The sequence below is a fragment of the Pseudoclavibacter sp. AY1F1 genome (assembly GCF_002931075.1).
GTDB lineage: Bacteria > Actinomycetota > Actinomycetes > Actinomycetales > Microbacteriaceae > Pseudoclavibacter.
Window position 1 is genome coordinate 389111 of the sequence record NZ_PSTQ01000001.1, and the last position, 21850, is coordinate 410960.

The following is a 21850-nucleotide window of genomic DNA, read 5'->3' on the forward strand; positions in this document are numbered from 1 at the left end:
ACATCGGACTCACGTGTGACGCAAAACGGACCCGCAGGTGACGGATTTCGTGTCAGCGCTCGCAATCGGACCCGAAACTTGCGTTTTCCGACACTTACGCTTGCCAGAACTTCTCACTGGAGGTGAAAGGTGCACGATGCGAGCCGTCTCGTCCCCCCAACAGGCGCGGTCACGCGGGAGCTCATCCTGAACGGAGACGCCGCAGTCCAGTGGATCGGCTCCCTCGGCTGGGCGGTTGCGCCGCTGAGTTCGCGCTTCCAGTTGGTCGCCGACCTCATCCGGACGGATACCTTCGCGATCGGAAGGATCTGGCACACCCCGGCTGCTTTCTCCTACACCGCGGACGGTGACGCATCCAACTGCATGTTCCACGCTGTGGTGGGTATCGAGGGGACGCAGACGGTTACCTCGGAAACCGACCAGGTCGAGCTCGGCCCAGGTCAAATGCACGTGCAGTCGTTCAGCGAGGCCCTGGGGATCACCGCGCAGGAGCCAGCAGCTCGCTTGCTCTTCGTGTCGCAGTGGTCGGACCTGCAAGATTCCGAGGGGCGCGCACCCCTGCCGAGGTCGGGGCTCTTCGGGTCCTCGAATGCCCACAAAGAGATCTTCAGCAGCGCGGCGCACGCTGCGTTGAACTCTCTGACAACCGTGGACGGAGCCGGGTTCCATCGCGTCCGAGCGGGATTGGATCATCTCTTCGCCGGCGTGCTCGCCGACGACGCCCCGGTGCGTGCCAAGCGAAGCCGTGGCGCTGGCTCCACAGACATGGGCCGCGCTGGTCGTGGGCTTCCGCCATCGTTGCTACGGCGTGCGTCGCAGCAGATCGAAGCTCGAGCGAGCGACGTCACGTTCGATGCTGGCAGGCTCGCGCGAGATCTCGGTGTCTCCACGGCGAGTCTGTATCGGGCGTACGAAGACTCAAACCTGACGCCAGCCTCTCAGCTTCGACGGGTCCGAACTCGGCTCGCGCGAGACCTGTTGGAGGCACCGGGAGAATTCGGCGACGTCGACACCCAAAATCTGAAGCGCATCGCTGCGGCCGCCGGTTTCGGCTCGGTGCGTGCCATGCGTCGCGCCCTCGATGGGCTCTCGGATAGTGAGAGCGAAGCTCGACCAGACATCTCGGAAGAAGAGCCTGGCATTGCGCGCACTGAACGCTGACGATCACGTTTCCAACGCAGGGCAAAGACCAACCGGAAAGTCGGTCGTTATTAGATAGCGACACGCTCCCGTGGTCAGTGCTTCTCAATATGAGCGCTGATTCTTCTCCGAGATTGAAGCCCGGTGGGGCGTGAGATAGCTTGCAGGAGGGGTTGCGGCTTCGTCCGGAAGGGCCACGCTTGGTGGTAGAGAACATGCGTTCGTGCCGACATGCAATGCCGTAATGACCTGGGATCTCCGACCGATGGCAGTCTGCCGATAATCACTCACGGGCTCGTTCAAGTGGACTGCCGTGGTCTATTCGCGATCCCAAATCAGCGACAGAGGAAGAGCACACATTGACAAAGAACACTTCTGAGAACCACGACGCTCCTGGGGACACCACGCGTCGGCGTGTCCTGCAGACGGCGGCATGGACGGTGCCGGTCATCGCTATGACCACCGCCGCTCCAGCATTCGCGGCATCGCCGCCGCGGGTCTTCGCAATCGAGTCTGCCTTCGGGCTCGGCTGGTACCCGACCACGCAGGGCCAGACCGCAAACGGCGCGCTCCAGTACGACGCGAAGAGTCCGGGCCAGTACCTTCGGGTCACTGGCACGCAGGCCGGTGACGTGCTGTCGAATATCTATTACGAGGTGCTCATCTCCACGGGTTGGCCGGCTGTGACGTTCACGCCGATTCCCGGCTCGAACACGGCGTGGTCCACACTCGCGAACACGGGCACGACGACGGTCGTTGGTGGTGTCACGTACCGCGTCTATCGCTCGAACTACAGCGGCACCGTAACCGCGACCGGGACGACGACTAACATCCCCGTCGACTTCTTCTTCCGGTCCTCGGGGCCGTACTACGCGAACCAGACTGGGCAGACGCGTCGATACGTGACGGTCAACAGCCAGCCGGTCGAGCTCATCAGGAACCCGGCCAGCATCAACAACACGAACGTCGTGAACTACCCCACTCCGTAGCTCCTGGCGTCAACAGCCAGAGCGCTCGAGCAGATCCCGGATCTGTGAGACCAGAGAGGGGGCCAAGACTGCAGCAGTCTTGGCCCCCATTCTCGGTTCCCGAGGTGCTGGTCGGGCGACTACGAGCGGCAGCCGGCCGCGGAAATGCGGGGCAGTCCGATCCGAATGTCGTCGTTCGTGCGATTGGGGTTGTTGGTCACACCCGGCACGAGGAAGACGATCGCGAACGTCACCGCGGCGTTACTGGGGGCCGTCCAGGTGAAGGAGTGGGTCTGCACGCCGCTGAGGTTGTTCGTCGGGCCGCCGGCGGTCGGCTTCGTGATGCCCGCCCACTGGGTTGTGCTGTTGATCCGCATGTTCAGGGTCTGCGAGTCGGTCAGCGCAGTGTTCGTGTTGGTGACGAACGTGAAAGTGTAGGCCGTCCCGCTGACCGGGACGAACACCGTCGACCACTGCACGGTCGTGGTGCCACCGGCAACGTTCCTGTCCTGCACGGACAGGAACGAGTTCGCGTTGTTCTCGGGCAGCGCGAGGTATGTCCCGCCGACGCGGTTGTTGTAGGTCGGATCGGGGTGCACTCGCAACTGACCGGTTGTGCTCGCCGTCCAGCTCGCCGCCGACGCAAACTGCGGGCACGGTGGGGACGCCGCTGCCATCGGGGCTGCGGTCGCGGCGGCTATCACGGGGATGGACCAAGCAGCGCCGGCCACGATCGTGCGTCGCTTCATCGATCCTGGCGCGTCGGCCTGGTTCGAGCTGTCGAGAGAATCCGACATGAGTTTCCTTTCATTGGCGAGCCCCTGCATTCCAACGGGAACTTCCTGCGGATACCGACCAGGTGCTTGTAGGTGGCTCTATGAATTGCGCGCCGAGAATCAGACGTCGATCCGAACGGTATCTACTTCACGCGCTCTGCGCGCGCTCAGAGAAAGAACGGCGGAAGAAATGGCACGTGAGTATTCGCGACGGCTCCGCTCGATTTTCCCGTGGGTTCGGCGAGGTGCGGATGACGAGAACAAGCACGCAATCCTTTTGCGACGGATTGCATTCATTTCGCGTCAATAGGGCTCTCGATATCTGAACCCGACGATTCGTGCGGCATGCTGACAAGCGCCGGTTGGTGGTGCGTTCTGGGGAGCCGCCTCTGCGCGGGGGTCTCGGGGGAGATCCGCGCACCACCCCGCTTGGCCGGGCTCTCGCGGAGTTACAGACCCCCTCTGTGGCTCCGCGGGAGTCCTCTCTCTCAATCGTGAAGCACGGACTCGCGACTCTGTCGGTTCAGACCGAACGCCGGCCAGGGCCCTGCCGTTGCCTGCATCGCTGCTGACTCGTCTCGCCATCACTCCCGCGTGAACGCGAACCGGCGTCACTGCCGCCGCTGGGACACATCGTTCGAATCGATCTGGAGGAACCATGGAGCGCGTCGCTCGTGCCCACTACAACGAAGACAGCGGCTGGAGCCCCTTCCCTGGCTACCGGACGCAGCAGTTCAGAATTCGAGGCCCCCTGCCCCCTGGCATTGACAAGACACTCAGGGCTGGGGTCGACCTGCGTGCGCCCTCGGGTACCGCGACGATCGAGGCATCGCTGTTGCGCTTCGACCGGTACCTGGTCGTGCGGGGCGAAAGCTCGCCGATCGACCTGATCTGGAAGCGGGAGCGCACCTCTGCCCGAGAGCGCGCGCTCGCACTGTTCCTCGAGCAAGGGGCGCTGGAAGTGACCTCGAATCAACGAAAGCTCCGTCTTGAAGCATCGCAGATCGCGATCGTGCCACCGGGGGCCGGACCGGTCGTTCTCCACGCCGACGAGAAGATCGCCGGCGTCATCTTCTCCTTCGCAGCTGCAGAACTCGCGCCGCTGCAAACCCGGTGGTACCACTCCGACGGCGGGGTGGTGCGCGAGAGCGTGCTCGGGCTTCTGACTGCAGCCGCGAAAACGCCGGCGGTGGCAGACCTCCAATCCGCAACTTCACTACGGTCGTTGCTGCGCGCTGCGGCTCACTCGTTGCTCGTCGAATCCACGCATGTCGCCAACCTGCGCGACACCGACACGCTAGCGCTGGTCAGACTCATTGTGGAGAACCGGTTCCAGGTGCCGGGCTTCTCTGTCGACGGCATCGCCCGCGAGGCTGGCCTCACCCGCAGAGTCCTCGAGCGTCGCCTCCAGGCGGGTGGCGCGAGCGCAGCCGCGATCCTCCGCGAGCGACGCGTCGAGAACGCCGAAGCTCTCATGCGAGAACAGCCGGGACTGCCAGCTCGAGTGGTCGCGCTGCAAAGTGGATTCTCCTCACCCGTCACGTTGCGACGAGCGCTCGCCTCGCAGCGCACCAGCCGTGACACCTGACCGTCGGATCTGTTCCGAAAGCAACGAGACAGAAGCCCGCACGCGTCAGAACCGCCCCGATGCGATACTTCGTCGGAGCGGTTCTGGCAAGACGCGGCATGTGCTTAGCGTCGGAGCCAAGGCCTAGCAGGCGATCTGCGCGGTGAATCTGATCGAGCTGATGGCGATGAAGTGCCATCCCTGATACCCGTTGTAGGACGTGTAGTCCATAGTGCTGCCGTTCGGGAAAGAGTCGAAGCGGAACTCGTCCTGGTACTGGGGCAGCCCAATCGGGTTCGTGGGGAAGAGGCCGCCGCTTCTGCGGAAGGGGTCAGCGAGCGTACCGGCCCCTGCTCCCTGATCGAGCGACGGCTCCGAAACGATCGACGCAGGTGCGACGCTGAAACCGACGGCGTCCCAGTAAGACGCGCGCCAGATCTGCCCTGCAACTGAGGTGACGTCGAAGATGTCGATCGCGACGTTCGTGGCAGAAATCGGAGCACCCGATGCGTCGAGAAACTCGAAGGTCAGCGTCTGGCTGTCTGTACCCGGGCCGATGGGTGTGGTGGTGCCTTCCTTGCGCTGGTTCAGTACGATCGCACCGGCCGGGCCAAACCCGGAGTAGGTGTAGTCGCCGCTGCCGTCTTCCGGATTGTCGCCGTTCCAGCCGGAGCCGTTCTGGCTGAAGTTGTACGACTGGCCATTCTGCGTCGTCGTCGTGCCAGGACTCAGCGCCGATGTGATCCGCACGGTGTACGTGTCAGCTGTGTCGGGGCTCGTCGCGTTCAGCACTTTCACCGACCCCGTGTCCGAGTTCGTCACGAACACAGCGTCAAAGACGGCCGTTGGGCAGGCTGAGGCTGCTGCGAGCGGCACGGCGGTGGCCACGGCCATCACGGGGATTGACCAGGCGGCTCCCGCGACGAGTGTGCGCCTGCCGACGATGGCCGGGGCGGTGCGTGGTGTCGGGTCCTGCGTGAGGTCTGACATACGAGGTCCTTTCAAGGACGAGAACGAGCTCCGCTCTGGGCGCACTCGCGTGGGGTGGGGGAGGGGCGCTGCCCGTGCCAGCAATTGGCGCTGCACGTCAAAATTTGGGTCCGAAGTAAATCGTAGGGAGCCAGGAACACGCGAATGGGCTCTTGAGAAGAACTGGCGAGAAGGAAGAGCAGCACGACTGAAGGCGGCTGTGAGAATTGGAAGCAGGTCCGCGCTCGGACGATATCTGTGCAACTCTTCGGCTGAGTACCCGCGAACGTTGCCCGCCGCACGTGGGCGCGAGCATGCTCAGGTGTTGAGGTGTCCCCGTGCGCAGGATTCGATTGTCATAGGAGGGTCAATGGAGCAGAACGCGAACGTCAAGTACGACGAAGACCGAGGTTGGGGCTCGTTCCCGGGCTATCAAGCACACTCCTTCCGCCACAAAGGACGGCTGCCTCCCTCCATCGACACCGTGCTCAGAGCGGGCGTTGACCTGTTCGCTCCGACCGGATCCGTCACAACAGAGGTGACGATCCTCCGATTCGACCAGTACGTTGTCGCGCATTGGAGGTGCTCGCCTGTCGACTTCATTTGGAAGCGTGAGCGTTCCTGGTCCCACGGGCGTGGGTTGGCCGTCTTCCTCGAGCGTGGTTCGCTACTGATCACCTCCGAAGATCGTCGAATAGAGCTTGAGGCGAAGCAACTGGCGATCGTGCCACCCGGCACCGAACGCGTCGTCATGCACGCGGATCGAGGCTTCGAAGTCACGCTCTTTTCGTTCGACGTGAGCGAGGTGGACTCCACGCGCTTGAGCTGGCACCATTCCGCTGGTGGCATCGTGCGGCAGAGTGTGCTCGGCCTTCTGGAAGCTGCCGCGAAGAGACCACAACCATCGAATCCGCAGTCATCGAGTTCTCTGCGCGCGCTCCTCAGGACTGCAGCCACTGCCCTGGTCGTCGAGTCGAGAGACATCGCAAGCCATCAGGACACGGACACATTCGCTCTCGTTCACCTGATCGTCGAGAACCGGTTCCATGACTCGAGCTTCTCCGTGGACGGGATCGCACGTGAAGCCGGTCTCTCTCGCAGGGCCCTCGAACGCCGACTGCGTGATTCCGGGGCGACTCCTGGCCGAATGCTTCGTGCCCGACGTGTGCAGAAGGCATTGGAGTTGAAGCGTGAGATGCCTGGTCTGCCCTCGAGCGAAGTCGCACTGCGCAGCGGTTTCGCAAGCTCCGTCACCATGAGGCGCGCCATCGCTGCTGAGACGTCCGAGCAGGAGACGAACCAGGAGGTCACACCATGACAGGGCGCTAAAGTCAGCTGTCTCTTGCGCACGCAGTTGTCGCGAGACCCGTCAGAATGCATCAGATCTCGGCGTCGACGCCAGTCCTGCCTCGCACCGCCGTTTCGAGAACAGCACTCACAACGATGGTGACGATCAGAGAGAGGGCCAAGAGAAGAACAGCGCCGAGCAATCGCAGCCTCGGTTGGTCTTGCGGACGCACTTCCCTTCACGACGCCATCCAGCCACCCTGCGGCAGCACATCCGGCGGACTGTTCAGGTAATTGTCTCGATGAGACCGGTACACGACACCGTCGACGACGACGCGCATCTCGCTGAGTCCACGCACTGGGAGCGTGGGGCTCTCATCCGGATAGCACGGCGGGACTCTCGACCAGATGAGCCAGGAAACGCCATCTCGAGGTGCCGTCGCGAGCGGCATCCACGTGGTCTCGCGCGTGAGCTCCTGCTCGTCCATGCCCAGATACGTGATGAGCGCGCAGCGAGGCGCCAATGCCTCGAGGGCTTCGTCGGACGTGACGAGCTCAGCGACCACGATTTCGCCGCCTGGTTGGTGCGCTTCGAACAAACATTCAGTGTGGGAGGTGCCACCTACACTCTCGGGTGACTCGGTCGCCTCGAGGGGGTGCTCCCTTGATGAGCGACGGCACGGGCCGCGATCCATCCAGCCTCGTGGCGCTGAATCCAGCACCATACGTTGGTGGTCTCGCTGCGGTTGCGGAGTTCACGTGCGACCAGGGCGGTGCTGAATGGCCGGATCAGCTTGTCGGTTACGACGCTGCGCTGAATATCCTCGGCGCGGTCGACCCGGCGGTCGAGACTGGTGGCCAGCGTGACATGGTCTGGAACCTCGCTTGGCAAGAAGCCCCCAACCTGTCCGCGTACGAAGCCAACCACAAAACCGGGCAAGCTACGTTCGATTGGGCCAGCCAATACCCCGGGGAAGCCAACTGCTGCGGCACCATGCGCCTGTCTGGGGTCATCGAATATGCCGAAGTCTCGGACTGGGACGGCATCAACGAGAGCGACATGAACTCAACAACGTTCGAGCTGCGACTTCGCATGCCCGAGCTCATTGAGGTGAGCGTCACCGCAGGGAAGTTCTTCACCGCGATCCAGACCGGTGATTGGATCACGGTCGAGTTCATGTCACAAACGCCGGAGATCTACGCAGAGATTCGCGACCACGAAACGCCGAAGCGTTTGCTCACCCGTGACTGGGCCAACGAGAGCAGGGCGATCTGCCTACCTGCCGATCACGAGCTGCACAGCGAGTACGGGGCTTCGTTCTTCGCCGCGCACGACGCGCAGTACTACTGCTATCCGCAGGCAGAATTCTACGACGGCAAGCTGATTTGGCAGCCCAGCATCTACGTCGGCGGCGAGTCTGGTGATTGGACCGTGAACTGGATGACGCTGTACCTGGACGCAGGTTAGGGAAGTAGTGCGCATCGGTGCCCGCGACAATCCCCTTCGGTCAAGGGCGCGCGCTCGCGCGAAGGAACTGACGAAGAGTATCGGGCACGACGCCACGGAGGCACCTCATGACATCCGACCAGGACGAGAGCTTCCAGCTCGCAGCCCACGCAACGCAGCGAATCGTCCACCAGTGCCGCGTTCACGTGGAACGGACGGTTGCTTGTCTTCCAACGTGGCTCACAAAGGTACGAAGAGAAGTGCGACCAGGAGAGCGCCGCGTCGCGCTGGTCTGAGCTTCGAGAACGCATTTCGTCCGTCGCGCACTTTCCGCCGCTCAGCACACGTATCCGAGAAACCCTCCCGACGCAGCGTTTGTTGCTGCACGGGAGGGCTTTCTTCGTTTTGTAGCTCTGTCCTTGACGTGCGACGGGCCAAGCACCCTTGCGCTTCAGGCGCCGAGCGAGGTGGGGAGCTTCTTTGAAGGCACCGTGACGGCGAGCTTCGTCAGGTCCCTTCAGTAGACAAGCAATCCATCCGAACCGGCAAGGATGAATCCCAAGGAACCTTGCCGCAGCCGCAGGCCCCACCCGCCCCATTCGAGTTGACCATCTCGCGGTCGAAACGTTCGAGAACGCAATCCTCACTCATGGCGGGCCTCACATCGTCCACGCCCATTCCGGGGCTGCGATGCGCTCAACCTTGCTGCGCGACGCGCTCGCCGAGCATGATGTGACCGTGCCGCACAACCTGCTTTATACCTCGAACGACAACCCGTTCTCCGAAGCCGGGTCCCGGACCATGAAGTACCGGTCGGGCTACCCGAAAGTGTTCGCCGATTCCGACTCGGCCCGCGCCTACATCGACGATTGCGTGTTCTGCTACGACACCGAGCACCGGCACTCATGGATCGCGCTGTTCACGCCCGAGCAGGTCCATGACGGCTCCTGACATCAGGGTCTGGGCAAGGCGTGACCACGCCCTCCAGGCATACCACAACAGGCATCCCGCGCGATTCCGCACACGACCACGCACCCCGAGGCCAGCCCACCAGGTCGGCATCAACCTCCCCGACGAACAGCTCACGACACCGTCAGAATGACACCCCACAGCTTGACAATCCTCGCCGAACGCCAATCCGGGGTTCATTGCGGCCGGCTCGCGGGGCCTGTGGATAACTTCTGCGGGGATTTTCGCTTTTCGGCATGCTGTCGGCGTGAGCATCGCGGTAAGCACCATCACTGATCGGATCCGTCGTCGTGTCCTGCTGGAGGGCATCGACCTCGGCGGCGACCGTGCCCGTGCCGCGGACATCGCTCGTGAAGAGGTGCGTGGGTATGCCGAGGAGGCGCTCGGCTCGTCGTTGCCGCTTGTGCACGACGAGGAGGCGACGACGCGTGAGGTGCTGGCGCGGGTGACCGGCTTCGGCGCGCTGCAGCCGTATCTCGACGATCCGGAGATCGAGGAGATCTGGATCAACGCACCATCACGCGTGTTCGTCGCTCGCGGAGGTGTGCCCGAACTGACCTCCACGGTCGTCCCGGAGAACGACCTGCGAGACCTGATCGAGCGGATGCTCCAGTCGAGCGGTCGGCGCGTGGACTTGTCGAAACCAAGAGATTGACATATCTCGGCGTGTCGGAGTTCCCCGGGGCGTTGGCAGACGGCGAGGGGAGCGCTTGAATGGCGGCATGAGACGCAAAGACGCCCCAGAGGAGCCCAAGAAGGCTAAGCCTCGATTCTCGGACTACTTCACCGAAGCTCGCGGGATATACGCGTGGGCGTGGCCTCTTGCGATGGGAGTCGAGCGACGCGAGCAGCGCGTGCTCATGCTCACGCAGCTCGAGACGGCGCAGCAGCTGCGCATTCAGAACCTGCTTACCCTCCTGGCGACGCCAGGGCTGAGCGAGGCAGACCGTTCGCGAGCGTTCTGGACGCTCAACGAGCCTGGGCCGGACGGAACTCCGCGACTGCGTCAGGACGTGTCCTGGGCTCTTGGCATGCCGGTCGACGCGAACGGGCAGCCGCTCGAGCGATAGCGCGCGCGGGATTCGTCGCTAGTTTCGGTCGGTCAGGCGAGCGGGTGCGGTTAGGAATCGGAGGACGGGGCACGCCGCGCAGATTGAGCCGCTGCTAGTCGACGTGGACGACTTGTCCCTCGGGGTTTTCGGTCCAGAACACCCGCAAGTCAGGCGGCGCCAGCGTCACTCGCACGTCAATTTTGAACTGCCTCGAGGTCTCACCTTCAATGTCGATGGATTCTTGCCAGCCCTCGACGAGCGTGCCGTATTGGCCCGTGCCCTCGATGCGAACACCGCGCGCTGCACGCTTGCCGATGTTGGCGAGGACGAACACGGTGCCGGTTAGCTCGCCCGGCTTGCGATACGCGCGCCAGGTCACTCGCTGCTCGGCTTCGCGCCGTTCCTCGCTCAGTTCCAGCGCTGCGGCTATGCGCTCCGTCGCTTTCGCGCTGCGTTTTGCCGAGGCCTCCGCAGCGTCAGCCGACGCCTTCGCCTTCTTGCGGTTCAGCCAACTGCTCACGGCCGCACCTAGCGCCACCAGGGCGGCTACGGCGGTGCCGCCGACCGTGGCCCAGGCGCCGAGCCACTCCGCCGGTCCTTCGGTCACGAGAGTGGCTCTGGGAGGCGCAGCGGCACGGGCGTCGGCTGCGTACTCCACGACACGAGTAGTTCGCCAGCCCGTCCACCCTGGCCGGGGCTGTAGACAAACTCGAGCGACGCTCCCGGTCCTAGAGTCGCGTCCTGCGGGCGGAGCTTGACGAACCCTCGGGAGGCTTCCTGCATGGTGACCTGGGTCAGTGTCACGTCGCCCGTGTTTCGCAGGCGGTAGCGCACGCCGCGGGCTGGTGGCTCAATGTCGAGCGGTGGGGGATTCATCTAATTGCTTTCTCTTGAGTTGCTCCGCGGAGGTCCTCGGCGTCAGCGTTGGTAGCACCCGAACGCCCCATGGATAGCTTTCCTACCCTGGCTGGCTAGTACCTAGGAACACCTGCACTCGATCTACCGTGACTAGCGGGGCCTGCTTAGGTCCGGATACATGGGGCTTGATCCATATCTGCTCATGAGATTGGCTACTTGGGTACCATTGCTGCCTGAAATGGCCGCTGACATTCCACCGGCGGTCGGGGTTTTTCCGGTGGATTTCCCTCGATGGCCGGTTGGGGTCGTGTTCGAGGGGCGGCGTCAGAGCTCGAAACGAGAGCACGGTGGCCGGGACCCTCTTGTCGCTGGTCTCAGCGCCAGAGAAAACGTGGCGGACAGAGTGGCCAGCCAAGTCCGAACGAGGTGCAGCTTTCGCCCGAAGGGCGCTGAGAGCGCGAAGAAACGAGGCGGGATTGCTCGGCCCTGCGACGGGGCGGAGGCGTGCATCCGCTGCGCCAGAGCACAAGTGCTTCCAAGTTGCGACCCCGCAGAGTTCGCCGGACCAAAACAGCAGCTGTTCTGAGTCGGCTAGGTAGGCAATGCCGCCCGGAGTCACCGATTCCAGCGAATGCGTCGCGGCCCCTTGGATTGCAGCCCCATTTCCGGGGCCGACGAACAGGAACTCGCGCGTTTGAGCGGCGGAGGCTAGGAGCGAGATGCCTCGTCTCTTGAGCGCGAAGCCGTGGAGCAGGTGCAGTAGCTCGTCGATTGTCTCCGGCATGAGTTCTGGGAGCCAGAGACGCTGAGAGAGTCCTCGAAGCTGGGGTACTGGCACGAAGGACTCGTGGGGCGGTTGCGGGCCAGAACTCGTGGCGCGGTCATTTCGAACAGCGTCAGGTACGGGTCCCTTAGGGGCGGCGTTCGGCATTGCGAACGGATTGAACGATCGCCCTTCGGCCTCCCAGAGCCTCCGGACCTGTCTGGCCACGGAGGGCTCAACGCTGGAGGACGCGCTCTTGAAGAACTCCCCGTGCCTTTTCATGAATGCCAAGAGCGTTTTCGGCGGCACGCCGAGCTGGTGAGCGATCTCGTGAATCCTCGGCTTAGCCATGTGCCGATGATAGCGAGACCGAAGATGGATTCCAGCGTCGAGTAGCTAGCGACTATTCAGGTCAAGGCCGTTAGCTTAGCTAAGCGGTCGACTAGCTTCGCGTTCGGCTCGGCGCTGCCGCTCATGTAGGCGCGGAGCGCGACCGCCTCTTCCTCGGTGCGCTTCATCTTGCGCAGAACGACGGCGGCCTGTTCGAACGGCCACGCGGCGGGACGGTTGCCATCGGCCCGCCAGGTCGCTCCGATGCACTCGACGAGCAGCGCATGTGCCTCCTCGAGGCGGTTCTCGCGCTTGAGCTGCTGGACCTCTTCAGCCCACTCGGCGAAGAATCGCCCACGGACGAGCCCGACACGCTGTCGCTCGGCTTCCCGAGCTCTACGCTCGGCGTCTGCGGCGGCCTTAGCTGGATCAATGATGGCGTCTCGAACGCTGTACCAGTGCTGTCCCAGCTCTCTGAACCGCGGCGCCGCGGCTCCCGCGTCGTCGTGCTTGTATGCCCGCCACCATGCGCGGCCGAAGGCATCGGCCTGCTCCGCGCTACGGGTAGTGCCCTCCGCGGGCGGGATGGGCGGATAACCGCTCGGCGCGGTATCGGGGAGCTGCGGCCGACCGGCCGCGAGCCCTGCCTGCCTTCGCATCATGTCCAGCCAGATGCCGTCAGAATCTGCTGCTTCGGCAGCTGCCTGGCTCGTGCGGGCAAGCTCCCGCTTGGTGGCAGCTCGAACAATCTGGGCGGGTTCGAATCCGACCAGGTCCGCTGGCGTTCCGAAGGCGGTCACGACAACAGCAGCTAGCTTGCCTTCTTGGTCTCGGACGAACGCGCGCGCGCCGACCTCGGGAGCCGGTCGCACCGCCCATACGTAGGTGTAGGTGCCTCCCCAGTCCGGCCCCGGGCTCGGCTGGGTTAGGTCACGAAAGGCGACCCGCACGAGGACGCCCGGGCCGCGCCAGGCGCTCGGAGCTGCTGGCTGCGACTTGTTCTTACCGAAGAGCGAGGCGAGGAGTCCCATCTGAACCCCTATTCTGCTGGTGGCGTTGGCGGGTTTTTCTCTGATGCTTTGCTGCGGGATTTGTCTTTGAAGGGGAAGAGGCTCCGCGCGATGACCCACAGGATACCGATGACCTCAACTACTGTGCCTGAGAGCCAAGCAATCATGATCGCTGGATTTGGTCTGACGGCATTGTGGCCCAGGTAGATCGCGAAGAATAGGTTTGCGAACACCAACTGAGCGCAGACGAAGCCGATGGCCCAGTAAGCGAGATTCTTGCGCAGTTTCATGTCCTGCGCACGTTGCTTGAGTTTGCGTTTTTCGACCCTCAGCCGCACGGCCGCGAGAGCCTCGGAAGAACCCTCTTCAGGACTCGACGTGTCATCTGGATCGGGTCCTTCGTCGTCGTCCAGTTGGCGACGATCCTCGATCTTTTGTGCGTCAGCCTGAAGCCTGGCAAGTTCTTCGGCGTCAGGCATTGAGGCCAAGGTTCTTGATCCGGTGCAGCATCGCCGCCTTTGACACGTCGAACCTGCGTGCCATATCTTCCACTGTCCTGTCGGAGGCCCACCACTTGACCACGGTCGCCCGCGGCATCAAGAGCTCGGCAGCGAACTTGTTAGCCCAGATTTCTGGCCAGCTCGTCCCGGTGGAGGACAGCACAGCCCTTTCTTCCACAAACCCAAGCTCCGCGTCGTCCTTGTGTTGCACGTAATGACCGAGCTCGTGCGCCAATGTGAATCGCTGTCTTACAGGGGCATCGCTCGCGTTGACCACGGCGCGGACTTGGTCCGCACCGTGTCGCTTGACGATGAATCCGGCGGTGTCAGCGTCCAGGATTCCCCGGCTGGTCTTGATACCGAGCTTGTCGGCGATCGCGAACGGGTCAACTGGGAAGTGGATCTGCCCGTCGCGGTTCCATGCGTCGATTCTCAATCGCTTGGCTGCCTTTTCTGGCGCGCCCCATTTGCTGCTCACCCGCATCACCTCGCCCTAGGTCGAGTGGAATCCATGCGATCCAGGCCGGACACCACTGGGCCAAGTGTAGGACTAACAATCTCCGCGCAACCGCCTGCCACGTCGAGATCAGCGGCACATCCCGATCCAGTCACCGGTGGCGCCGGGACGCGGTCATTGGTCACCGGCAGCGGTGATTGGGCTAGTTCGGAGGGCTATTCGCAGTGCCGGGCATGATGATGGCCCCGCTTGGGATGCGCGGCCCTTGTTGCGCGGCGCGGCGGAGTTGAGCGGGGAGGGGGAGCGAAACACGTCTGCCGAGATCGGTGGGGAGCCTGCGCGGAATCCTGGCGTGAGTAGCCGAGGAGATCGAAGCTCGGCCGGTCTCGGGTTTGGCGGCAAGATCGACCGCGACCATGCCGACCGCCGCCACGATGTCATCGTGTTGGCCTGGTGGGTTCTGGAGCTTTACTGTCGACGGCCCTGTCTCTACGAGCCGCGTAGCGAGGAACTCGGCGCGGGTCTCGTCGTCGTCGGGTAGCTCGAGAGCTCGGTCGCGCAGAGCGCTGGCGAGGGCTCGAGCGAGGCGGTTCGCACCCGCCGAGCTGAACACGTACTCCTCGGTGCGGATGCCAGCGCGTTGCAGGTTGGCCGAGAGCTGCTCGGCCTGCATTCGGTCGAAGCGGAGACGCGCGACCCGGTACTCACGGCACAGCGCGAGCGTCGCGGCCTCGACCTCGGAGAGGTCCACGCGTCCGCCGTGCCCGTCGCGGGGGCGCCAGTAGAGCACGCGGTCGATGACGACGACGCGCCCCGTCTCGCGACGCTCCGAGTGGCCGACCACGAGCGCCGTGAGGTCACGGCGGGTCCCGATGTCGAGCGCGGCCACGTACTCGATGCCGCGCCGGGGCGGCAGGCTCGTCGAGCCTGACCGAATGGCTGCCGCGATGTCGTCGGGCGTGGTGAGCGCGTCCTCGCCTTCGGCCCACTCGCAGAGGATCAGACGGCGGTACTCGGCAGCCGTCAGCGAGCCGGTCACAGCCTCCGTATCGTCGGCGGACCACCACGGCGAGGGGCCGGGGGTGCGCGCCGCGCGCCAATGCGATGACTGCTCGGCCTCGGCCCAGACTTCGGCGCCGAGCCCTGTCGGTGAGCCCGCCGTCGTGATGACGACGAGCCGGGAGTCGGGCACCTTCGGCAGCGCGGACACGATGGCGGACCAGAGGCGGCGGTAGTTGGCCGTCGTCGGCCAGAGGGCGAGCTCGTCGACCACCACGAGCCAGGGTCGCAGCCCGAATGCGGATGCGCCGTCCGAGGTCTCGACGGTGAGCGTCGCGCCCGTGCCACGCACGGTGACCGAGCGCGCACCAATGTCGACGGCGCCCGCGAGCCCGGTCGTGCGGGCGATGAATCCCGCGATTGCGTCGGTGAACAGCGCCGCCTGATCGCCGTCAGCCGCGTAGATGTAGCTTCGGCTGCGTGCTGGGGCGGTGGTCACGAGCAGCGCCAGCACGAGTGCGGCGACATCGGTCGTCTTGCTCATGCCGCGTCCGCGGAGCAGGTAGTGCCGCCGAGGCGCGGTCGCATCTGTGTCGAGCACCGCGCGGGCGTCGCGCTCTTGCCAGTCCAGCGCGACCGTGCCCCATGTCTGCCCGTTCTCGAGGACGAACGCGCTGGCGAGCGCGAGCGGGTCGAGCCCAGCCTCGCCTCGTGTTGAGGGGGCAGGGGTTGCGCTACTGGTCATGGTGTCGGCTCCTCGCCGTTGTTGTCAGATTCCTCGGCTGAGGGCTCGGGTGTCGTGGTGAAGCGCGGTGCGGCCTGTATGACGCCGGCCAGCGCGATGCCGGCCAGGTCAGGCGCCGGCTCGATGCCGGCCGCTTGACGCGCGTCGAGGGCTGCGCGGCCCCGCTCGGCGAGTTGGCCGAGGTCGACCGCCAGCACCGAAGCCGCGGCGCGGTCCTTCGCGAGCGCCGCCTCGGACCGAGGATCGAGGCCGAGGGTGGTGCGGTGCTCCCGTGCCAGGCGCTCGAGTTTCACGAGCCACGCAAGCGAGGCCTGGCGTGGCTCGTTCTTGGCTGGGTCGATGGGGCCGACCTCCTCGAGGTGACGACGCAGGAGCGACGCCTGTGCCTCGGCCGTCGCCCAGGCGGCGACGGCCTCGGGGTAGGTAGCGAGGTCGGGCCGATCCTCGATCAGCCCCGCGGCGAGCTGCTGCGACAGCTCGCCGTAGACCCGAGGGGAGCGGTGCCCGCTGCGCAGTGTAACGACGTGCCCCGGCGGGAACGGCGGACGCGTGCCACCGCCGCGGGCTGGGCCACCATGCCCTGGACCGTTCGTGCCCCGACCGTGGCTCATGGCCTAACGCCCAGCTCGCGGGCAAGCTTGGCGAGGTTGCCGAGGTGCTGCCACGGCTTCGCGTTGGGGGTGCTGGCGCCTGGGAGGTCGGCCCAGGCCGTCGCCTTGACGCCGTAACCGTAGCGGGCGCCGAGCGGCACCTCGAGATACTCGAACACGGCGCGGTCGACAGCCGTTGCACCGACGACCCCTGCGAAGCTGATGGCCTCCGCGCAGGTGCGGCACGCGTGGAGCTCAGCGCCACGATAGGTGACGCCCTGCCAGGCGTACCTGGCCTGCGTCGGCAACGAGGTCACTGCTCCGACGCCGCAGAGCACGCAACCGACAGTCGGGCAGGGGTAAGACTCCGGGCGCTCGGTGCGCTCGCGCAGCAGCCGGGCATATGCCGTGCGCAGCTTGGCGGCGGCTTCAGGGTCATATTCGAGGTGCGACCAGGGCGCAGCCGAGCAGCCCGCCGGGTCGGCGTTCCACCTCGTGAAGGGGACGAGGCGGGTCGCCCAGCGGACGGCGGCACCCGGCTGGTGAAGGAGACGCAGCAGCCGCAGGAGGTCGCCGTCGGTCTTGGTGAGGCGGGGAGCCTGCTGGGCACAGGAGAGGGCCGCTAGCGCGGCGAGAGCGCACTCGACGCGCTCGAGCCCGATGGAACGCGAGCCGAGGCGTGCCTGCACGGCGGGATGCTCGTCGAGGATGGTCGCGGCGAGCGCGCCCAGCTCGAGGCAGTCCGAGCACCTGGCGAATTCGAGGGTCGTCTCGGCCCCGTGCCGCTGGTTCATCATCTGCTCGAGGTCGTCAGCACCAGGGGCCACGCCTCGCGCGTAGCTCGTGAACCGCTCAACGGGACCACAGCCTGCTGCATCCATGTTGACGCTCTGGCCGCAGAGCGAGCAGGCGAGGTGCCCTGCCCTGAGCTTCACGACGGAGACCTTCGGCTTGCGCCTCGGCTTGGTGCTGGTTGCGCCCGAGGGTGCGGTGTCGGTCGTGTCGATGCGGTCGGCGAGGGTGTCGGCTTCGGTCTCGTTGGTGTGCTGCGTGGTCATGGTGTGCTCCTGGTGGTGGTGTTCTCGGTCGTGGTGGCGTCGTGCGTCGGCGTGCTGGCCGCGTGGTGGATCGTGCGGATGATCTCGGCGTTGCGGCTGCGGCGGCGCTCGGCGTTGCGCTCGTGGACCTGCGCTCGCCACTCGGCGCGATCCCGACGCACGGCCGCGCGCTGCAGCTGCTCTGCTCGAGCAGTCAGCTCCGCTTGGTGCTCGAACAGGTAGCGCAGTCGGTCGGGGCAGGCGGTGCCGCGAGGGTGCCGCTCGCTCGGCGGCGCGCAGGGCACACTTTGGCGGGCGTGCCAGTGCGCGGGGTTCGGGCAGGCAGCGGCGACGGCGAGGCGCAGCACGCGCACCTCCCGTGCCTTGCACTCGAGGCAGTTCGCGAGCCCATGCGTGCAGCGGGAGATGGGCGTCTCAGGCATGCTCGCCTCCCGAGGTCGCGAGCGCGGAACCGACGCCGTCGAAGCGGTTGTGCTGTAGTGGTGAGCACCGCGAGGAGGAGACCGAGATGCCAACGCCAGCCGACCGACCGAAGTACCAGCCGAGTCCTCGAGCACTGGCGACGCGCTCGCTGCGCCTCGCTGAGCAGCTCCGCAAGAACGGGCAGCCCGAGGCGTATCGCCAGGCCATGACAGCCCACGTCACGAACTTCGCCGCGAGTGCTAGAACCCCGAGGACGGGACGCGCCTGCCCGATGCGAAGCGCCTGACGAGGTGTGTCTCGGTGAGTGTCCTGAGTCGGGACACTCGAGGTTTCTAGGCTTTCTTCTCCCCAGTGTTTTCCTGGGCTCCCGCCTGTGTCCTGTGTCCAGTGTCCTAGAGGGGTGGGTGTCCAAGGCCACACACCACCCTCTAGGGCCACTGGCCCACAGTTCACGTCGGTACGAGGAGCCGGGGTAGTGAGTGTCATGGTGTGTCCGATCCGGTAGAGGTTGTGTCGGACACGAACTCAACGGCCCGGTAGTGGGTGCGTCGGCCCTTGGAGCGGGTGACGACGAGGCCTCGCTCCTCGAGAGCAACGAGAGCGGCTCGGCGCTGACTGCCGACGTTCCCCCTGCCCGTCACCTCGGTCTTGCCGAGCCCCTCGGAGCCCGCCGCGCGCAGTAGCTCAAGCACGGCGGCCTCGTGCTCGCTATCCGGGGACGCTGGCACCTCCTCAGAGCCCTCGTACGCCTCCTCAGCGCCCGTGGTGACCGCGGTCGACCTCGGGGCACCGCTGAGCCGGAGGCGGCCGTCAGCATCCCTGGTCACGCGTGTCTCGGGCAGCGGTGGCACCGGGCCGAGCCGGGGCGAGATCGCGAAGAATCGAGGTGCCGCGCCTGACGTTCCCCGGCGTGAGTAGGTCCATTCACCGTCGGATGCCGCCGAGGAGATGGTGCCACCGAGGGCGTTCTTGCCGTCCATCGTGGCGTGAGCGACGCCGATGCCTTGCGGTGTGTCGATCTCAGCGAGCAGCCGACGCAGCGCCTCGAACCACTCGCCGATGTGCTCCTGGATGTTCTCGCTGAGGGCACGCAGTACTGCTGTGCCGTTGTCCGCGATGACGGCAAACGGCCCCCAGTTGTCCTCTCCGTCGCACTCGTCGCAGCCTGTGAGCACGCGGCGCCATGCCTCGAACTTGTCCGGGTCGCGGGGATCAAACGCGGACGGTCCGCCGAGAGTCTCGCGGAGGTGGTACACCGTCACGAGATCGCGCGCCGATCCCACGGTGCCATCACTGAACTCGAAGGGCACCGCCTCAAGCGGCTTGAGCGCTTCCTCGATGGCGTTCGGAGGGTTCTCCATGTTCAGGTAGACGACGCCGCACTCGAGCTCGAGGGGGTTGATGTCACCGCGCTCGAACCTTCCCAGGAACAGGTGCGAGGGATCTACCAGCGTCCTGATTACGTCGAGGCAGACCTCGCTCTTGCCTGCCTTGCTGTTGCCCGAGAGCTGCGGGAAGGTGCCCGCCTCCCACACGTCGCGAATGAGCCAAGCGGGCGGCCCCTGTGGAGCGACAGGGCTGACAGAAGCTAGCCCGGTGTCGGTGCCCAGGAGCAGGGCACGTATCTGGCGGGTGGCCGCGGGCGACTTCTCCTCGCGGTCGGGGTCGTCGCAGGGAGCGTCGAAGTAACGGCCTTCGGTGATCATGCGAATGAGCAGCGACTCGTCGTCCGTCTCCCGCTCGAGCTGTCGCGCGATCTTGACCACCTCTTCGCGCGTTGACAGCTCGAGCCTGCCGAGCCACTCGTGCTGGATGAATGCTCGTGCCGGTAGAGGGCTGACGATCTTCCCGCGGGAGTAGCGGTAGCGGGCGTCGTTCATGCGCTCGCCGCCCGTCGTGAGGACGTGAGTAGGGCCGCGATGCGCGCGGCCTGCTCGTCAGTGAGTCGGGGGAGCTTCTTAGCCGCCTGCTGCGGCGTTGTGGCGCTCACGAGGTGGCCCGGTCGCTCGGAGTGGCGGGCCGGGCGGACTCGACGGTGCGAGGCAGCCGCTTGTAGCGTCCGCGACCGTCGCGCATGACGCGGCGGCCGTGGCGGGTGAGCGCTTCCTCGATCTCGAGCACGTCGACGTAGACGCGGCCGCCGCGTCGGTAAAGCGTAATGAGACCGCGCTCGGCCCACCCGCGCACGGCAGACGGCGAGACATTGAACAGAGCGGCGGCGGCTGCACGCGGACAGTAGCGAGATGGGTCGCTGAGGTTAGAGGCCGTAGAGGGCATGACTTCTCCGAGAGAGGATCATGCATGCCCGCAGTTGGTCTGGTAACGGCCTGCTCAGCTCCGGGGCCGCGCCCTTGTGGCGGCCGTACCTCTGGCTGAGCACTCTTCCGGACGGCCCATCGGGGCTACGTCAGCGCTCGCATCATGCTTCGTGGCTATTCTACGCTTCTGTAGGTCAGTCATCTAGTGCGGAAACGCCTAAAACCGCCGCAATCTAGCGGTCGCTGTCGCCCGTCACCGGCTCGATCTGCACTCGCTCGGACTTCCACTGCAAGCCGCGCTGCGCGGTGGGCTGGATCGTCACGCGCAGCACGGTCGCCAGGACAGCTCGCTGCACGTCGATAGGGGCTTCGAGCAGCGCCGCGCCCGGGTCGTTCGCCTCGAGGACCGCGGCCGAGGTCGAACGCCGCATGGTCTTGGCGAGCCGAGCGTCGATCTCGGCAAGCTCGGCGCTGACGGTGGCCGTCGCCTTCTGTAGCTGCGCGCCAGTGATCACGCCGAGCGCATAGTCGCCCTCGAAGCCAGCGAGTCGGGCAGCGAGTGCGCTGCGGCGCTCGCGGTCGAGGGACGAGGCGGTGTCGCCGGGCTGCATGGCGGCGACGATGCGCGGGTCTCGGACCATCTCAGCGAGGACGCCGAGCACGAACTCGTCGGTGTGGTTTGCGCTGATGGTTAGGTGCGCAGACTCGACACAGCGGTACAGGTGCTTGCGGTTGCGTCCCTTGCTCGCGGCGGTGCCGCCGTACGGCGCCGGTCGCATGCGTCCGCCGCACCGTCCGCAGATGTAGAGCCCTGAGCCCAGCCAGCGGGTGTCGTTGCCATCCTGACGGCGGCGTGAGGGGTCGCAGAGGACGGCGTAAAGCGCCCGCCAAGTCTCCTCAGGGACAACGGCTGGCCACACGGCGGGCCCGACGATCTCGAGGGTGCGGCCGGGGATGCCGCGCGACAGGAGGCCCGCGTTTCGCGGGCGGATCACCACGTCACGCAGCCGGGCATAGGTCCACGGCTTGCCCGTCGAGGTGGTCAGCTCGCGCTCGTTCAGCTCGCGAGCGATGCCTGCCAGAGACCGGCCCGCAATCAGGGCTTGTGTGGCCTCGCGCAGCACGGCTGCCTCCTCCTCTCGGATCGTCACGCCGTCGGACTCGTAGCCGTAGGGGCGCAGCCCACCGCGGTACTTCCCATCTGTCGCCATCTGGGCCTTGGCTCGCTTCATGCGCTCGCGGGCGTGGTCCACCTCGTGCTGTGCGACGGTGCCGAGCATGCGGGCGACCATACGGCCCGAGGCCGTCGTGAGATCGACCGGCCCGGCCGTGACTGTCTGCACCTGTAGGTCGTGCGCCTCGGCCACACTGACGAACTCCTCGAGCTCGGTGGCGCGACGGTGCAGGCGGTCTGTGTGCCAGGCGAGCACACCTTGGATCTCGCTCGCGCGAACGGCCTCGAGCATGGCGCGGTACTGCGGCCGGTGCTTGCCCGAGTACGCGCTGATGTCGTTGTCGACGTAGACCGCTGCGACCTCCCAACCGAGGCGTTTCGCGAGCGCGCGGCAGTCGGCCTCCTGGCGCTCCACACCGAGGCCCGCACCCGCGCGGTCCCGGGAAATTCGGGCGTAGATCGCTACCGGGAGCTTGCTTGAGGCTGCTGTTCGCGTCATATGTCAATTAT

General features: G+C 65.5%; 25 protein-coding genes. 9 read left to right on the forward strand and 16 right to left on the reverse strand.

Translation table 11 applies throughout. From position 1 onward, the window contains the following. The first annotated feature begins 129 nt into the window (after positions 1 to 129). On the forward strand, positions 130 to 1161 hold the full coding sequence (locus C5B85_RS01810; protein ID WP_104284344.1) for a helix-turn-helix domain-containing protein: 1032 nt from the start codon (positions 130 to 132) through the stop codon (positions 1159 to 1161). Positions 1162 to 1499: 338 nt separating this feature from the next. Next, the gene (locus C5B85_RS01815; protein WP_104284345.1) at positions 1500 to 2129 is read left to right on the forward strand and encodes a hypothetical protein; all 630 of its coding nucleotides are present in this window, start codon (positions 1500 to 1502) and stop codon (positions 2127 to 2129) included. 119 nt (positions 2130 to 2248) lie between these two features. Here the strand turns inward: C5B85_RS01815 and C5B85_RS01820 are convergent, their stop codons facing one another. Beyond that, positions 2249 to 2905: a hypothetical protein gene (locus tag C5B85_RS01820; protein WP_104284346.1), complete on the reverse strand. Its 657-nt coding sequence runs from the start codon at positions 2903 to 2905 to the stop codon at positions 2249 to 2251. Positions 2906 to 3542: 637 nt separating this feature from the next. Here C5B85_RS01820 and C5B85_RS01825 point away from each other — a divergent pair. Next, positions 3543 to 4472: a helix-turn-helix domain-containing protein gene (locus C5B85_RS01825; protein WP_104284347.1), complete on the forward strand. Its 930-nt coding sequence runs from the start codon at positions 3543 to 3545 to the stop codon at positions 4470 to 4472. 123 nt (positions 4473 to 4595) lie between these two features. Here C5B85_RS01825 and C5B85_RS01830 read toward each other — a convergent pair whose 3' ends face one another. Further along, positions 4596 to 5441 (reverse strand): hypothetical protein, encoded by an 846-nt coding sequence (locus C5B85_RS01830; protein WP_146077808.1) that lies wholly within the window; start codon positions 5439 to 5441, stop codon positions 4596 to 4598. A 349-nt stretch (positions 5442 to 5790) separates the two neighbouring features. Between C5B85_RS01830 and C5B85_RS01835 the strand changes: the two genes are divergently transcribed. Then, positions 5791 to 6738: a helix-turn-helix domain-containing protein gene (locus C5B85_RS01835; RefSeq protein ID WP_181064228.1), complete on the forward strand. Its 948-nt coding sequence runs from the start codon at positions 5791 to 5793 to the stop codon at positions 6736 to 6738. A gap of 208 nt (positions 6739 to 6946) precedes the next feature. Here C5B85_RS01835 and C5B85_RS01840 read toward each other — a convergent pair whose 3' ends face one another. Continuing rightward, entirely contained in the window at positions 6947 to 7306 is a 360-nt protein-coding gene (locus C5B85_RS01840) for a hypothetical protein (protein WP_104284350.1), read from the reverse strand. Positions 7307 to 7374: 68 nt separating this feature from the next. On the opposite strand from C5B85_RS01840, the gene C5B85_RS01845 reads away from it, so the two are divergent. From C5B85_RS01845 to C5B85_RS01860, 4 genes are all read left to right on the forward strand, one after another. Continuing rightward, positions 7375 to 8175 (forward strand): hypothetical protein, encoded by an 801-nt coding sequence (locus C5B85_RS01845; protein ID WP_104284351.1) that lies wholly within the window; start codon positions 7375 to 7377, stop codon positions 8173 to 8175. 681 nt (positions 8176 to 8856) lie between these two features. Continuing rightward, the gene (locus C5B85_RS01850) at positions 8857 to 9105 is read left to right on the forward strand and encodes an integrase core domain-containing protein (RefSeq protein WP_146077810.1); all 249 of its coding nucleotides are present in this window, start codon (positions 8857 to 8859) and stop codon (positions 9103 to 9105) included. Positions 9106 to 9370: 265 nt separating this feature from the next. After that, positions 9371 to 9778, forward strand: a complete 408-nt coding sequence (locus C5B85_RS01855; RefSeq protein ID WP_104284353.1) for a hypothetical protein — start codon at positions 9371 to 9373, stop codon at positions 9776 to 9778. Between the two features lie 67 nt (positions 9779 to 9845). Next, positions 9846 to 10193 carry a hypothetical protein gene (locus C5B85_RS01860; protein ID WP_104284354.1) on the forward strand — a complete coding sequence of 116 codons (348 nt, stop codon included), beginning with the start codon at positions 9846 to 9848 and terminating at the stop codon, positions 10191 to 10193. 94 nt (positions 10194 to 10287) lie between these two features. Here the strand turns inward: C5B85_RS01860 and C5B85_RS01865 are convergent, their stop codons facing one another. From C5B85_RS01865 to C5B85_RS01910, 10 genes are all read right to left on the reverse strand, one after another. Then, complete coding sequence (locus tag C5B85_RS01865) at positions 10288 to 10782, reverse strand: hypothetical protein (RefSeq protein WP_104284355.1); 495 nt, start codon at positions 10780 to 10782, stop codon at positions 10288 to 10290. Further along, positions 10779 to 11051, reverse strand: a complete 273-nt coding sequence (locus tag C5B85_RS01870) for a hypothetical protein (protein WP_104284356.1) — start codon at positions 11049 to 11051, stop codon at positions 10779 to 10781. Before C5B85_RS01870 ends, C5B85_RS01865 begins: the two co-directional genes overlap by 4 nt. A gap of 82 nt (positions 11052 to 11133) precedes the next feature. After that, positions 11134 to 12147 (reverse strand): translation initiation factor IF-2 N-terminal domain-containing protein, encoded by a 1014-nt coding sequence (locus tag C5B85_RS19735; protein ID WP_104284357.1) that lies wholly within the window; start codon positions 12145 to 12147, stop codon positions 11134 to 11136. A gap of 56 nt (positions 12148 to 12203) precedes the next feature. After that, positions 12204 to 13157 carry a hypothetical protein gene (locus tag C5B85_RS01880; protein ID WP_104284358.1) on the reverse strand — a complete coding sequence of 318 codons (954 nt, stop codon included), beginning with the start codon at positions 13155 to 13157 and terminating at the stop codon, positions 12204 to 12206. A gap of 8 nt (positions 13158 to 13165) precedes the next feature. Next, positions 13166 to 13615, reverse strand: coding sequence for a hypothetical protein (locus C5B85_RS01885; RefSeq protein ID WP_104284359.1), 450 nt, complete (start codon positions 13613 to 13615; stop codon positions 13166 to 13168). Further along, positions 13608 to 14114 (reverse strand): ImmA/IrrE family metallo-endopeptidase, encoded by a 507-nt coding sequence (locus C5B85_RS01890; RefSeq protein ID WP_181064229.1) that lies wholly within the window; start codon positions 14112 to 14114, stop codon positions 13608 to 13610. The genes C5B85_RS01885 and C5B85_RS01890 overlap by 8 nt, the downstream gene beginning before the upstream one ends. Before the next feature lie 181 nt (positions 14115 to 14295). Then, entirely contained in the window at positions 14296 to 15837 is a 1542-nt protein-coding gene (locus tag C5B85_RS01895) for a hypothetical protein (protein WP_104284361.1), read from the reverse strand. Further along, positions 15834 to 16448, reverse strand: coding sequence for a hypothetical protein (locus C5B85_RS01900; RefSeq protein WP_104284362.1), 615 nt, complete (start codon positions 16446 to 16448; stop codon positions 15834 to 15836). The genes C5B85_RS01895 and C5B85_RS01900 overlap by 4 nt, the downstream gene beginning before the upstream one ends. After that, on the reverse strand, positions 16445 to 17485 hold the full coding sequence (locus C5B85_RS01905) for a hypothetical protein (RefSeq protein ID WP_104284363.1): 1041 nt from the start codon (positions 17483 to 17485) through the stop codon (positions 16445 to 16447). Before C5B85_RS01905 ends, C5B85_RS01900 begins: the two co-directional genes overlap by 4 nt. Next, positions 17482 to 17907 (reverse strand): hypothetical protein, encoded by a 426-nt coding sequence (locus C5B85_RS01910; RefSeq protein WP_104284364.1) that lies wholly within the window; start codon positions 17905 to 17907, stop codon positions 17482 to 17484. The genes C5B85_RS01905 and C5B85_RS01910 overlap by 4 nt, the downstream gene beginning before the upstream one ends. A gap of 86 nt (positions 17908 to 17993) precedes the next feature. Between C5B85_RS01910 and C5B85_RS01915 the strand changes: the two genes are divergently transcribed. Next, complete coding sequence (locus C5B85_RS01915; RefSeq protein ID WP_104284365.1) at positions 17994 to 18194, forward strand: hypothetical protein; 201 nt, start codon at positions 17994 to 17996, stop codon at positions 18192 to 18194. A gap of 196 nt (positions 18195 to 18390) precedes the next feature. Here C5B85_RS01915 and C5B85_RS01920 read toward each other — a convergent pair whose 3' ends face one another. From C5B85_RS01920 to C5B85_RS01930, 3 genes are all read right to left on the reverse strand, one after another. After that, positions 18391 to 19788, reverse strand: coding sequence for an AAA family ATPase (locus C5B85_RS01920; protein ID WP_104284366.1), 1398 nt, complete (start codon positions 19786 to 19788; stop codon positions 18391 to 18393). A gap of 106 nt (positions 19789 to 19894) precedes the next feature. After that, entirely contained in the window at positions 19895 to 20185 is a 291-nt protein-coding gene (locus C5B85_RS01925) for a helix-turn-helix domain-containing protein (protein WP_146077811.1), read from the reverse strand. Between the two features lie 214 nt (positions 20186 to 20399). After that, positions 20400 to 21839: a recombinase family protein gene (locus C5B85_RS01930; RefSeq protein ID WP_104284368.1), complete on the reverse strand. Its 1440-nt coding sequence runs from the start codon at positions 21837 to 21839 to the stop codon at positions 20400 to 20402. Positions 21840 to 21850 lie beyond the last annotated feature (11 nt).

What these genes read in the sequence shown, in the direction of transcription:
- C5B85_RS01820 (WP_104284346.1), bottom strand. Translation starts at nt 2,905, where the DNA reads ATGTCGGATTCTCTCGACAGCTCGAACCAGGCCGACGCGCCAGGATCG.
- C5B85_RS01825 (WP_104284347.1), top strand. Translation starts at nt 3,543, where the DNA reads ATGGAGCGCGTCGCTCGTGCCCACTACAACGAAGACAGCGGCTGGAGC.
- C5B85_RS01830 (WP_146077808.1), bottom strand. Translation starts at nt 5,441, where the DNA reads ATGTCAGACCTCACGCAGGACCCGACACCACGCACCGCCCCGGCCATC.
- C5B85_RS01835 (WP_181064228.1), top strand. Translation starts at nt 5,791, where the DNA reads ATGGAGCAGAACGCGAACGTCAAGTACGACGAAGACCGAGGTTGGGGC.
- C5B85_RS01845 (WP_104284351.1), top strand. Translation starts at nt 7,375, where the DNA reads ATGAGCGACGGCACGGGCCGCGATCCATCCAGCCTCGTGGCGCTGAAT.
- C5B85_RS01860 (WP_104284354.1), top strand. Translation starts at nt 9,846, where the DNA reads ATGAGACGCAAAGACGCCCCAGAGGAGCCCAAGAAGGCTAAGCCTCGA.
- C5B85_RS01870 (WP_104284356.1), bottom strand. Translation starts at nt 11,051, where the DNA reads ATGAATCCCCCACCGCTCGACATTGAGCCACCAGCCCGCGGCGTGCGC.
- C5B85_RS19735 (WP_104284357.1), bottom strand. Translation starts at nt 12,147, where the DNA reads ATGGCTAAGCCGAGGATTCACGAGATCGCTCACCAGCTCGGCGTGCCG.
- C5B85_RS01880 (WP_104284358.1), bottom strand. Translation starts at nt 13,157, where the DNA reads ATGGGACTCCTCGCCTCGCTCTTCGGTAAGAACAAGTCGCAGCCAGCA.
- C5B85_RS01885 (WP_104284359.1), bottom strand. Translation starts at nt 13,615, where the DNA reads ATGCCTGACGCCGAAGAACTTGCCAGGCTTCAGGCTGACGCACAAAAG.
- C5B85_RS01895 (WP_104284361.1), bottom strand. Translation starts at nt 15,837, where the DNA reads ATGACCAGTAGCGCAACCCCTGCCCCCTCAACACGAGGCGAGGCTGGG.
- C5B85_RS01900 (WP_104284362.1), bottom strand. Translation starts at nt 16,448, where the DNA reads ATGAGCCACGGTCGGGGCACGAACGGTCCAGGGCATGGTGGCCCAGCC.
- C5B85_RS01905 (WP_104284363.1), bottom strand. Translation starts at nt 17,485, where the DNA reads ATGACCACGCAGCACACCAACGAGACCGAAGCCGACACCCTCGCCGAC.
- C5B85_RS01910 (WP_104284364.1), bottom strand. Translation starts at nt 17,907, where the DNA reads ATGCCTGAGACGCCCATCTCCCGCTGCACGCATGGGCTCGCGAACTGC.
- C5B85_RS01915 (WP_104284365.1), top strand. Translation starts at nt 17,994, where the DNA reads ATGCCAACGCCAGCCGACCGACCGAAGTACCAGCCGAGTCCTCGAGCA.
- C5B85_RS01920 (WP_104284366.1), bottom strand. Translation starts at nt 19,788, where the DNA reads ATGAACGACGCCCGCTACCGCTACTCCCGCGGGAAGATCGTCAGCCCT.
- C5B85_RS01925 (WP_146077811.1), bottom strand. Translation starts at nt 20,185, where the DNA reads ATGCCCTCTACGGCCTCTAACCTCAGCGACCCATCTCGCTACTGTCCG.
- C5B85_RS01930 (WP_104284368.1), bottom strand. Translation starts at nt 21,839, where the DNA reads ATGACGCGAACAGCAGCCTCAAGCAAGCTCCCGGTAGCGATCTACGCC.